The following is a 12,031-nucleotide window of genomic DNA, read 5'->3' as shown; positions in this document are numbered from 1 at the left end:
TCGCTCAGTCCTGCGAACCGATGTGCCGGTCCAGCCAGCCGAACACCTCATTGTGCCATTGCAGGCTGTTCTGGGGCTTGAGCACCCAGTGGTTCTCGTCGGGGAAGACCACCAGCCGGCTCTCGATTCCGCGCCGCTGCAGCGCGGTGAAGGTCGAGAGCGCCTGGGTCGTTGGCACGCGGAAATCGCGGTCGCCCTGGATCACCAGCATGGGATCGGACCAGTTCCGCACGTGGTTCGCCGGGTTGAACCGCTGATAGGCCTCGGGCACGTCATACGGCGTGCCGCCGTTCTCCCACTCGGTGAACCACAGCTCCTCGGTCGAATACCCCATGGCGAAGGTGTCGAAGATGCCGTCGTGGTTCACCAGGCACTGGAACTCATCGTTCCATCGGCCCGCGATCCAGTTGACCATGAAGCCGCCGTAGGAGGCGCCGAGCGCGCAGGCCCGGTCGCCGTCGAGGAAGGGATACCGTTCCTGGGCGAAGGCCCAGCCCTTCTGCAGGTCCTCCAGCGGACGGTCGCCCCAGTGCTGGCTGATCGAGTCGGTGAAGGCCTGGCCGTAGCCGGTCGAGCCGTGGAAATCGATCATCACCACCGCATAGCCCGCCCCGGCATAGGTCATGGCGTTCCAGCGATAGGACCAGGCGTTTCCGAACGATCCCTGCGGGCCGCCGTGGATCAGGAAGGCGACCGGGTACTGGCGACCCTCGACGTAGCCGGCCGGCTTGATGACGTAGCCGTGGACAGTCTCATTGTTCCAGCCGGGGAAGCTGAACTGCTCGGCCTCGCCGAAGACGCGCTCGGCCAGCTGCGGGTTCACGCTGGTGATCCGGCGCGGCATCTCGCGGCCGCGGAAGGTCTTCACATACAGCTCCGACGGCGAGGTCAGGCTGTCCATCGCATAGACGAAACCTGTACGGGTCTGGTCGAAAGCCGAGACGTGGCCTGGCCCGGTGATCGGAACGACCGATCCGCGCGCCACATCGATGGCGAACAGCCGCGTCTGGCCGATGTCACCGGCAACGACATACAGGCTGCGGCCGTCCGCCGACCACTGCAGGCTGTCGGCCGAGCGGTCCCAGTCGGCCGCCACCTCGCGCCGGGCGCCCGTCGCCACGTCCATCAGCACGATCTGCCAGCGATCCGCCTCGAAGCCGGGCCGGCGCATGGCGCGATAGGCCAGGGTGCGACCGTCGGGCGAGAACACCGGCCCGGTGTCCCAGGCCGGGTTGGCCTCGGTCAGATTGACCCGCTCGCCGCCCGAGGCAGGAACGCGATACAGGTCGAAGTCCGTGCTCCACGGCTCGCTGACGCCCGCCTCGCGCGCCGAGAAGATGATGGCCTCGCCGTCCGGCGTGAAGGTGAACTCGCCCTCGTCGCCGAAGGGCTTGGAGGGGGTGTCTCCGTCGAAGCCGCGCGTGACCCACACCGGTTCGCCCGACCCGTCGGCGTTGACCACGAACAGATGGTTCTGGGTCCCGTCGTTCCAGGTGTCCCAGTGGCGCACGAACATGCGGTCATAAACCTGGCCGGTCGACTTGCGCGCCGCCTCGGCCTGGCCCCGCGTGACCGAGCAGGCGAGGGTGTCACAGTCGGGATAGACGGCCAAAGACACCACGATCTTCGAGGCGTCCGCGCTGAGGCGATAGGCGTTCACATCGAGGGGCAGGTTCGTCACCTGGGTCGCTTCGGAACCCGTCGCATCGGTCTTCCACACCTGGCTCGATCCCGACCGGCCCGACAGGAAGTAGAGCGCCCCGTCCGATCCCCACCGCGCGGTGTTGGCCCCGCCATCCGAGATCGCGAGGCGCCGCGCTTCACCCTCGCCGTCCAGGCTCTGGATGAACAGGCTGGTGACGCCGCGATTGCCCTCCATGTCGGTCGCCCGAACCGCATAGACGACGTGGCGGCCGTCCGGCGACACGCGCGGGTCCGATAGGCGGTTCGCGACCAGCATGTCGGTGTAGGTGAAGGGCTGGCTGGCGGCCTGAGCCGGCGGGGGCGGGGACTCGGCAAGCGCTGGCGCGACGATCAGAAGACTGAAGGCGGTGCAGGCGGACAGCAGGTGACGGCGCATGGGGGCTCCGGGCAATGACAGGCGGTTGGCGTAGCACCGGCGAGAGCGAGGCGAAAGTTGCCGCCGAGAGCCGACTCCCGAGCTTGCCAGCCTCGAGGCGAGCGGCGACAAGAACACGCCGATGACCGCCGCCGATCCCGCCTCTGCAAGCCCCGCCACCGTCCAAGTCCAGCGGTCGGACAGCCATATCGTCGATGTGCTCATCGCCGAGCGGGCGCCCCGCCTGACGGCCTCGCCGCTGTGGCCGGTGGTTCGAACCGGGCTCTATCCGCTGCTCGGCTACGGCAAGGCCCGCCGCATGGCCGACGCCATCGGGCCTCTGTCCGGACAGGCATCGTTGGATCACGTCTCGCAACTGCTCGACCTGAAGGTCTCCAGCCTCAACCTGGACCGGCTGCCCGCGACCGGCCGCTGCATCGTCGTCGCCAACCATCCGACCGGCATCGCCGACGGGATCGCCGTCTATGACGCCATCCGGAAGCGACGCGCCGACGCCATCTACTTCGCCAACGCCGATGCCCTGCGCGTCTCGCCCCGGCTGGGCGAGGTCGTCATTCCCGTCGAATGGGTGGTCGAGAAGCGGACCCGCGAGAAGACCCGCGCCACGCTGGACGCCGCCCGCGCCGCCTTCGAGGCCGAACGCTGCGTGGTGCTGTTTCCCGCCGGCCGCCTGGCCCGCGTGGGCAAGGACGGTCAGCTGACCGATCCGGAATGGGCGCCCACGGCCGCGTCCCTGGCCCGCAAGTACGCCGCGCCCGTCATCCCGATCCACGTCACCGGCCCGACCTCGACCCTGTTCCACCTGTTCGACCGGTTTTCCCAGGAACTGCGCGACGTCACCCTGTTCCACGAGCTGTTGAACAAGCGGAAGAAGGCCTTCCGGCTCAGCGTCGGCAAGCCCATCGACCCGGTCCGTCTCGATATCGACGCCACGCGGGCGACCTATGCGCTGAAGGCCTTCACCGAACGGGTCCTGCCGACCCAACCCGACGCGGAGTTCGCGTGACGACACTGCGGCTCAGTGACGAAGCGGCCACGACGCGGCTGGGCCAGGTCGTCGCGCCCCTGCTCGCCCCCGGCGAGGCCGTGCTGCTGGACGGGCCGCTCGGCATGGGCAAGTCGACGCTCGCGCGCGGCCTCATCCGCGCTCTGGCCGGTCCGGACGAGGACGTGCCCAGCCCGACCTTCACCCTCGTGCAGTTCTACCAGACCGAGCCGCCGATCGCCCACTTCGACCTCTATCGGCTGGAGCGCCCAGAGGAGGCGCGCGAGATCGGGCTGGACGAGGCGCTGGACCTCGGTGCCGTCCTGATCGAATGGCCGGAACGGCTCGGCGACGACCTCGCAAGGGTTCTCGGCGCCGACCGGCTGACAATTTCCATTTCCGAGGCGGGCGGCGCCCGCGATGCGACCGTTTCTGGCGTAGGGGCGTGGGCAAACAAGATCGAACGACTGGTCGAAGGCTGGAATGACTGAGGCGAACCCGAACCGCGAAGCCGAACGCCGCGCCTTCCTGGCGGGGGCGGGACTGGCCGATGCGCGCCGCGAACCCCTGCCGGGCGATGCCTCGACACGCCGGTACGAGCGGCTGACAACGCCGGCTGGAAGCAGCCTGATGCTGATGGACCAGGTGGCGACCGCGGAGAGTCCGCCCGCTGATCCATCCTGGTCGCCGGAGAGGCGGCATGCGGAGGGCTGGAACGCGATCGCCCGTCTTTCGGCTGGACGGATCGAGGCCTTCGCAGCGGTGGCGTCGCATCTGCGCGCCATTGGACTGTCAGCTCCAGAGATCATTGCGTTGGATGCGACGGCCGGTTTCGCCGTTCTCGAGGATTTCGGTGACGACGTGTTCGCCCGCGTGATCGAACGGGGTGAACCCGAAGAACGAATGTACGTGGCGGCCGTACAGTCGCTGATCCGCTTGCACGAGACGCCAGCACCTGAAGTCCTAAAGGGACCAGCTGGCGATTGGCCTCTCCAGGTGTATGACGAGACCGCGCTCCAGGGAGGCGCTGACCTCTTCCTGGAATGGATGCCCAGGCTGAAGCCTGGATTGATGTTCGATGCAGACAGCATCCTGGAGTGGCGGGCGGCCTGGGCTCCAATCGCCGCAGACGGCTCAAGAGGCGCTACCGTCATGGCGCACCGGGACTACCACGCTGAGAATCTGATCTGGTTGCCACATCGGAGCGGGTTCGCAAGAGTCGGCATGATAGATTTCCAGGACGCAGTCCGAGCCCATCCGTCGTGGGATTTGCATTCCCTGTTGCAGGATGCCCGCAGAGACCTCGGGCGCGGAACCGAGACATGGGTTTTGGACGGCTATTTCAGGCAGCGGCCGTCCGTCGATAGAGATTCGTTCATGCGGTCCTATGCGGGACTGGCGGCCCTGAATGAGGCGCGAATTCTGGGCATCTTCGCCCGCCTGATCGCGCGCGACGGCAAGCCGCGATACGCCGCCTTCATGCCTCGCATGTGGGCGCATCTGAACCGCAATCTGGAGCGGCCGGGCCTCGAAGGCGTCGCCCGCTGGTTCGACCGCCACGTCCCCGCCGAGGTGCGCCAATGACGATGCCGCCCAATGCGCCCAGGACCGCGATGGTGTTGGCCGCCGGCCTAGGCACCCGCATGCGGCCCCTGACCGACGACCGGCCCAAGGCGCTCGTTCAGGTCGGCGGCCGGGCCCTGATCGACCATGTGCTCGACCGGCTGGCGGACGCAGGCGTGACCACGGCCGTGGTCAATGTCCACTGGTTCGCCGGGCGGCTGGTCAACCACCTGTTCGAGCGGGAATGGCCGCGCATCCTGATCTCTGACGAACAGGACCAGTTGCTGGAGACCGGCGGCGGCCTGAAGAAGGCCCGTTCCCTGCTCGGCGACGACCCCGTCTTCGTGGCCAACATCGACAGCGTCTGGGTCGACCGGGGCGACGCCATCGCCGACCTTGCCCGCCTGTGGGATCCCACCAAGATGGACGCCTGCCTGCTTCTGGCGCGCCGCGAGGGCTCCATCGGCTTCGAGGGCGATGGCGACTTCTTCCTCGCCGAAGATGGACGCCTGACGTTCCGAGGCGACGCCCCCTCGGCACCCTTCGCCTACATGGGCCTGCACATCACCCGGCCGGATTATACCGACGGCGGGCCGGACGGGCCGTTCTCGCTCAGCCCCCTGTGGCGGGCCTCGGCGGCGGCCGGTCGGCTCTACGGCTGCATGCTCGACGGCGACTGGATGCACGTCGGCGACCCCCAGGCCCGCGACGAGGCCGAGGCGCGGCTGGCTGGTGAGCCGCCCCGCCCGCCGGTTCAGGCCCCGCCCGGCCATCAACCGCCCCGCCTCGACATCGAAGGATGACGAGCCGCTTCGACCCCTTCGCCGACAAGGGTCCGCGCTGGTTCGCCGTCCCGGCGCACCGGCCGTTCCTCGAAGACCTCGCGGCGGGGGTTCTGGACTGGCTGGGCGATCGGCCGCCCGAGACCCTGTCGGACGCCGTCATCCTGCTGCCCAACCGCCGGGCGGCCCGGGCCTTCGGCGCGGCCCTGGCGACGCAGAGCGGGGGCCGCCCCGTACTTCTGCCCCAGGTGCGGCCGCTGGGCGATCTGGAGGAGGACGAGCCGCCATTCTCGCCCGGCGAACTGGGTCTGGACCTGCCGCCCGCCATCGCGCCCCTGACGCGCCGGTTCGAGATGGCGCGGATGATCGTGGAGGACCACCTGCCCGGCCACCCGCCGCTGCGCGCGCTGGAGCTGGCCGACGCGCTCGGCCGCTTCCTCGATTCCTGCCACATCGAGGAGGTCGAGGCCCCCGAGCGGGTCGCGACCCTGGCCCCCGACGACCTCGCCGAGCACTGGCAGGCCTCGGCCGAGTTTCTCGGGCTCGCCGTCGAGGCATGGCCGAAGCGGCTGGAGGCGATGGGTCTGGTCGACGCCAGCTGGCGGCGCACCCGGCTGCTGCGGCTTCTGGCCGAGCGCTGGGCTAAGACCCCGCCGATCGGCCCCGTCATCGCCGCTGGATCGACCGGGACGGTGAAGGCCGCCGCCGATGTCCTCAAGGCCGTCGCGAACGCGCCACAGGGATGCGTCGTCCTTCCCGGCCTCGACCATGACCTCGCCGAGACCGCCTGGGCGGAGGTCGATGAACCCCACCCGCAAGGCGCACTCAAACGCTTGCTGGAGCGCGCCGAGATCGAGCGGGCCGCCGTCCGGCCGTGGTTCCGGCCCGCGATCGCGCCCGCTGACGAGGCGAAGGGCCGGGCCCGCGCCCGGCTGCTGAACGAGGCGCTCCGCCCAGCCGACGCCACGGCGGACTGGCGCACCGAGATCGCCGACCTGCGCGCCCGCGCCGCCGCCTCGGGCCAGTCCGCCGACCCCGTCGCCCTGGGCCTTGACGGCCTGTCCGTCGTCGCCTGCCGAGCCGAGGAGGAGGCCGCCCAGACCATCGCGCTTCTGATGCGCGAGACGCTGGAAACCCCCGGCAAGACCTGCGCCCTCGTCACCCCCGACCTCGCGCTCGGTCGCCGCGTCGCCGCCCGGCTTGAGCGATGGGGCATCGTGGCGGACAGCTCGTCGGGGGCCACGCTGGAGCGGATGTCCGTTGGGACGCTGGTCGATCTCGCCGCCCGCTTCATCGCCGATCCGCTCAACCCCCAGACCCTGTTGGGTCTGCTAAAGGCGGACGCGATCGCGGTTCCGGAGGCGAGCCGGACGGCCGTCCGGACGCTGGAAAAATCCGCCCTGCGCGGCCCCTCGCCGCGCCGCTGGAGCCGCATCGCCGATCGTCTGAAGCAAGCCGGCCAACCCCGTGGCGCGGGCGGGGCCGTGTCTGATCACAACTTGGCCGCGCTGGCCGAGGCGACCGCGCTCGCCGAGCATCTGCACCTGCTCGCCGAAGCCGCCCACACCTCCTTCGCGCCCGAAGCCCCGCTGGACGACGCCGCCCGCGCCCTGACCGCCCTAATCGAGAGCCTGTGCGGCGCCGACGTCTGGTCCGGCCCGGACGGCGAGGCGGCGGCCGCCTTGCTTGCCCATCTGATCGAGGGCGGCTCAGCCCTCGGTCCCATCGGCCGCGATGCCTTCGCCGAACTGGGTCACGTCCTGCTGCGCGAGACGACCGTACGCACGGGCGGAGCGACCCATCCCAGCTTGCGCATCCTCGGGGCCATCGAGGCACGACTGGTGCGCGCCGACCGCATGATCCTGGCCGGGCTGGAGGAGACCGTCTGGCCCGCCGCAGCGCCCACCGATCCCTTCCTGTCGCGCCCGATGAGGAAGGCGCTGGGCCTGCCGCCGCCCGAGCGTCGCGTCGGCCAGACGGCGCAGGACTTCGTCCAAGCGGCGTCCAGTCCCGAGGCAATCCTGATCCACCGGGAACGCCTCGGGGGCCAACCCGCCGTGCAGAGCCGCTGGCTGTGGCGTCTCCAGATGCTGACGGGTGGGGCTACGGACAACCACAACACGGTCCGGATCGACGCGGCCTGTCCGGCCCTCGACATCGCCCGCGCCCTGGATGCGCCGGTCGGCCCCGCCCGACTGGCCCCCCGTCCCGCCCCCCGCCCGCCGGTCGAGCGGCGTCCCCGCAAGCTGCCGGTCACGGCCATCGAGCGGTGGGCGCGCGACCCCTATTCCGTCTATGCCCGGTATGTCCTCGGCCTGAGGGAGATGGACCGCCCCGGCCAGTCCGCCGACGCCCTCCTGCGTGGTCAGGCCCTGCACAAGGCGGTCGAGCGGTTCGTGGCGGACTGGCCCGACGCCCTGCCGGACGACACAGAGGCCCGGCTGTTCGCCCTGCTGACCGAGGCCCTGACCGAGCATGGCTTCGAGGACGCGGCCATGGCCCGCGAGGTTCCGCTGGCCCGCAACGCGGCGCGCTGGCTGGCCGGGTTCGAACTGCGCCGCCGCGCGCGGGGCATCGTCATCCGCGTCGAGGAAGAGGTGGCGCACCCGATCCCGACGCCCCACGGCCCCTTCATCGTCACCGCCAAGGCCGACCGCATCGAGATTTCTGCGACCGGGGCGTCAATCCTGGACTTCAAGACCGGTCAGGCCCCGTCCAATAAGGAGGTGGCCAGTGGCCTGGCGCCCCAGCTGACCCTGACCGGCGCGATCCTGGCCGAGGCCGGGCTGGATGGCATCGGCCCCGTCGAGGCCGAAGATCTGACCTATATCCGCATCATCGGCCGCACCGTCGCGGGCGCAACGCGCACGATCGCCAGCGGAGCCGAGGCCGCGGAGCTGTCGCGCCAGGCGCTGGAACGTCTGACGCGCGCCGTCCGCGCCTTCGACAACCCGGACATCCCCTACAGCAGTTGGACCCGCCCCCAGAAGAAGGCGAGCTTCGGCGGGCGCTACGACCGTCTGGCCCGCGTCTGGGAATGGTCCGTCATCGGCGGCGACGAGGGCGAGGAATGAGCGGCGCGCCCTCCACGACGATCCTTCCCGACCTGAGGCAGCAGGAGGCCGCCGACCCGCGCCGGTCGGTGTTCGTCACCGCCAATGCCGGTTCGGGCAAGACCTCGACCCTGGTGGACCGCGTGGCCCGCCTGCTGCTGTCCGATGTCCGCGCCGCCGAGATCCTGTGCGTCACCTACACCAAGGCCGCCGCCGCCGAGATGCAGTCGCGGTTGTACAAGCGCCTGGGCGCCTGGGCCGTCATGGACGACGAAAAGCTGCGGGCCTCGCTGCACGAGCTCGACGGTCGCGATCCCGACCGCCTGTCCGGCGACGATCTGAAGCGGGCGCGCCGTCTGTTCGCCCAGGCGCTCGATACGCCCGGCGGGCTGAAGATCCAGACCCTGCACGCCTTCTGCGAAAAGCTGCTGCGGCGCTTCCCCCTCGAGGCCGGCGTCACCCCCGGCTTTCAGGTGCTGGAGGACCAGGCCGCCGTCGCCCTGTCTCGGATGGCGCGCGACGACCTCGCCCGCCACGCCCTGGCCCATCCGGACGGTGGCATCGGCCAGGCCTATGCCCACTTCGCCGTGGCCCTGGCGTTCAAGGACTTCGAGGCTCTGCTGGGCAAGATCGAGACGGATCGCGCCCGGCTGACGGACTACATCGAGCGCTGGCGGGAGGGCCGGGCGCGCAGCCCCTGGAGGCTCGCAGACGCCGATCCGGAGCGCAGCGCCGAGGCCATCGAGACGGACTTCATGCGCTTCGTCGACCGCGCCGCCTGGGTGTCAGTGGCCGAGCAGATGGCGACGGGCGGCAAGGACGACGGCAGCTGCGCCGACCGGATGCACGCGGCCGACTGGACCTTCGAGGGCCTGGGCTCGGTCTTCCTGACCAGCGGCAAGGCCCGGTCGCGCATCGCCACCTCCAAGGCCCCGTCCTTCGCCCGCGAGTGGCTGGGCGATCTCCAGGCCCGCTACTGCGCGAAGCTGGACGAGGTCCGAAAGGCCCGGCTGGCCGAGGACACCAACCACGTCCTGACTCTCGCCGAGACCCACGCCCGCTTCTACGAGGCGCGCAAGGCGGACAAGGGCGCGCTCGACTTCGGCGACATGGTGGCCCGCACCGTCGACCTCCTGACGAAGCGGTCCAGCGCCGCCTGGGTGCTCTACAAGCTGGACGGCGGCATCGAGCACGTACTCATCGACGAGGCCCAGGATACCGCCCCGGAACAGTGGGACATCGTCGAAGCCCTGACCGAGGGCTTCTTCTCCGGCATCGGATCGCGCCGGTTCGGCGAGGGCACGGTGGATCGCTCCGTCTTCGTCGTCGGCGACGCCAAGCAGTCGATCTACTCCTTCCAGGGTGCCCGGCCCGAGATGCTGGTGGAGAAGCGGCGGGATTTCGAGAACCGCGTCACCGGGGCGGGAATGGGCTTCGCCGGCGTGCCGCTTGAGACCTCTTTCCGCTCGACGCCCGAGGTCCTGTCCTTCGTGGACAAGGTCTTCTTCGACGCGGATGCGGCCAGCGCGCCTGACCGCGCGCGCGCCCTCGTCGGGGTTCAGGGCGATATCGCGCCCCACAAGCCCATGCGCGCCGGGGATCAAGGCTGCATCGACCTTTGGCCCCTCTACCGGGACGACAGGACACCAGAGCGCGAGGCCTGGGATGACCCGGTCGACGAGGAAGCCCCCGATAGCGCCCGCAAGCGCATGGCCCGCGACCTTGCCCGCGAAATCCAGCGCCAGGTCGAGGACGGCGTGGCCGTCCAGGACAAGGACAGCCGCGCGCTGCGCCCGGCCCGCTACGGCGACTTCCTGATCCTGGTGCGCCAGCGCGACGCCACCTTCGAGGAGATCATCCGCGCCCTGAAGACGGCGGGCGTGCCTGTGGCCGGGGCGGACCGGCTGAAGCTGTCGACCCACATCGCCTTCTCCGACCTGATCTCGCTGGCCCGCTTCGCCCTCTATCCCGACGACGACCTGAGCCTGGCCGAAGTGCTCCGAAGCCCCTTCTGCGATGTCGACGAGGACAGTCTGTTCGACCTGGCCGGCTCGAAAAAGGAGCGCCGCAGGCTCTGGGCCGAACTGCGCGACCGCTCCGGCGAGCGCCCCGAATGGACCCGCGCCCGCGCCCTGCTCGACTTCGTCCTCTCGAGCCGGGGCCGCGATCCTTTCGCCTTCTTCTCCGGCCTGCTCAATCGCGTCGACGACACCGGCCTCAGTGGCCGCGCCCGCATCCTCGCCCGGCTGGGGCGCGAAGCGGAGGAGGCCATCGACGAAACCCTCAACCAGGTCCTGGCGGCCGAGGATCGTGGCGGGCTCGACCTGGAGACCGCGCTCGCCATGCTCGAACAGGCCGAGGTTGAGGTGAAGCGCGAGCTGGAAGGCCCGCGCGGCGAGGTCCGCGTCATGACCGTCCACGGCGCCAAGGGGCTGGAGGCGCCCGTTGTCATCCTGCCCGACACCACGGCCCGGGCCCGCGGCAAGGGGCCGGGGCTGATGCCGGTCCCGGCCGAGGATGGCGAAGGCTGGCTCATGCTCCTGACCACCAAGGAGACCGATCCGCCCGCCGCCAAGGCCGCGCGCGAGGCCAGGGACCAGCGCGCGTTCGAGGAGTCCTTGCGCCTCCTCTACGTCGCCCTGACCCGGGCGCGCGACCGCGTCATCGTCATGGGTCGCGGGCGCGGCAACAGCACCGACGGCTTCGAGGACGGCAGCTGGTGGTCGATCCTGTCCGAGACTTTCGAGCGTCTGGGACCCGAGGTCCGCGACATCGGCGAGGACCGCCGCCGCTATGGTCATGACCCGGTCGTGCTGGGTCGGGGTGCCGCCGCCGTCGCCGCGCCGACGACGGTCATCCCCGACTGGGCCCGCCGCGCCCCGGCGATCGACCCGTCCGCCCGCTACGTCTCTCCGTCCCAGGCGAAGGGCGCCAAGCGCGCCGCCGCCCCCTCGCCGCTCGCTGTGGCCTCGACGGGCGAGGGCGCCCCCCTGGGCCGCTTCCGACGCGGCGACCTGATCCACCTCCTGCTGGAGCGCCTGCCCGAGATGGAGCCAGACGCCCGTCCCGACGCCGCCCATCGCCTGCTCGCCCGCGAACGCGGCCTGTCGGACGACCAGCGCAGCGAGATGATCACGGCCGCCTTCGGCGTGCTGGACGACCCCCGCTTCGCCCCGGTCTTCGGCCCTGGCTCCCGCGCCGAGGTGGCGCTCGTCGGCTCGGCGCCCGAGCTCGCCCCCGGCGTCGTCATCAACGGGCGCATCGACCGTTTGGTGATCACGCCCGAGCGTATCCTCGTCGTCGATTACAAGACCAATCGCCCAGCCCCAGACCGCATCGAGGACGCCGACCCCGCCTATGCCGCCCAGATGGCGGTCTATGTCGCGGTCCTGCGGGCGCTCTATCCCGACCGACCGGTGGAGGCGGCGCTGGTCTGGACGGACGGGCCCAAGCTGATGCCAGTCCCACAGTGGCTCATGGACGACAGCCTGAAGGAAGTTCGCGGCTAGCCGCGCCAGCCCTCTCGTCGGATGACCGGCGTTCTGCTAGGCGTTAACCATCCAACGGG

General features: G+C 70.4%; 7 protein-coding genes. 6 read left to right on the top strand and 1 reads right to left on the bottom strand.

The annotated features are described in order from the left end of the window. Positions 1 to 4 precede the first annotated feature (4 nt). Entirely contained in the window at positions 5 to 2,080 is a 2,076-nt protein-coding gene (locus tag Q333_RS0111420; RefSeq protein ID WP_029417077.1) for a S9 family peptidase, read from the bottom strand. Between the two features lie 121 nt (positions 2,081 to 2,201). Here Q333_RS0111420 and Q333_RS0111415 point away from each other — a divergent pair, with 121 nt between their 5' ends. The 6 genes from Q333_RS0111415 to addA are packed head-to-tail and all read left to right on the top strand — an operon-like array spanning position 2,202 to position 11,972. Beyond that, complete coding sequence (locus tag Q333_RS0111415; RefSeq protein ID WP_029417076.1) at positions 2,202 to 3,086, top strand: GNAT family N-acetyltransferase; 885 nt, start codon at positions 2,202 to 2,204, stop codon at positions 3,084 to 3,086. Further along, the gene (gene tsaE, locus Q333_RS0111410) at positions 3,083 to 3,556 is read left to right on the top strand and encodes a tRNA (adenosine(37)-N6)-threonylcarbamoyltransferase complex ATPase subunit type 1 TsaE (RefSeq protein WP_029417074.1); all 474 of its coding nucleotides are present in this window, start codon (positions 3,083 to 3,085) and stop codon (positions 3,554 to 3,556) included. Before Q333_RS0111415 ends, tsaE begins: the two co-directional genes overlap by 4 nt. Further along, entirely contained in the window at positions 3,549 to 4,649 is a 1,101-nt protein-coding gene (gene amgK, locus Q333_RS0111405) for an N-acetylmuramate/N-acetylglucosamine kinase AmgK (RefSeq protein WP_029417072.1), read from the top strand. Before tsaE ends, amgK begins: the two co-directional genes overlap by 8 nt. 29 nt (positions 4,650 to 4,678) lie before the next feature. Beyond that, entirely contained in the window at positions 4,679 to 5,431 is a 753-nt protein-coding gene (gene murU, locus Q333_RS0111400) for an N-acetylmuramate alpha-1-phosphate uridylyltransferase MurU (protein ID WP_084176088.1), read from the top strand. Next, positions 5,428 to 8,484 (top strand): double-strand break repair protein AddB, encoded by a 3,057-nt coding sequence (addB, locus tag Q333_RS0111395; RefSeq protein WP_029417069.1) that lies wholly within the window; start codon positions 5,428 to 5,430, stop codon positions 8,482 to 8,484. Before murU ends, addB begins: the two co-directional genes overlap by 4 nt. Further along, positions 8,481 to 11,972 carry a double-strand break repair helicase AddA gene (gene addA, locus Q333_RS0111390; RefSeq protein WP_029417067.1) on the top strand — a complete coding sequence of 1,164 codons (3,492 nt, stop codon included), beginning with the start codon at positions 8,481 to 8,483 and terminating at the stop codon, positions 11,970 to 11,972. The genes addB and addA overlap by 4 nt, the downstream gene beginning before the upstream one ends. The last annotated feature ends 59 nt before the right edge of the window (positions 11,973 to 12,031 follow it).

It is taken from the genome of Brevundimonas bacteroides DSM 4726 (genome assembly GCF_000701445.1).
In the GTDB taxonomy this organism is placed as follows: Bacteria; Pseudomonadota; Alphaproteobacteria; order Caulobacterales; family Caulobacteraceae; genus Brevundimonas; species Brevundimonas bacteroides.
The sequence above is the reverse complement of the archived record's forward strand: the minus strand, read 5'-3'. Positions and strand labels throughout refer to the sequence as shown.

Bases quoted from the DNA above. Each gene is read 5' to 3' on its own strand.
- Q333_RS0111420 (WP_029417077.1), bottom strand. From the start codon at position 2,080: ATGCGCCGTCACCTGCTGTCCGCCTGCACCGCCTTCAGTCTTCTGATC.
- Q333_RS0111415 (WP_029417076.1), top strand. From the start codon at position 2,202: ATGACCGCCGCCGATCCCGCCTCTGCAAGCCCCGCCACCGTCCAAGTC.
- amgK (WP_029417072.1), top strand. From the start codon at position 3,549: ATGACTGAGGCGAACCCGAACCGCGAAGCCGAACGCCGCGCCTTCCTG.
- murU (WP_084176088.1), top strand. From the start codon at position 4,679: ATGGTGTTGGCCGCCGGCCTAGGCACCCGCATGCGGCCCCTGACCGAC.
- addB (WP_029417069.1), top strand. From the start codon at position 5,428: ATGACGAGCCGCTTCGACCCCTTCGCCGACAAGGGTCCGCGCTGGTTC.
- addA (WP_029417067.1), top strand. From the start codon at position 8,481: ATGAGCGGCGCGCCCTCCACGACGATCCTTCCCGACCTGAGGCAGCAG.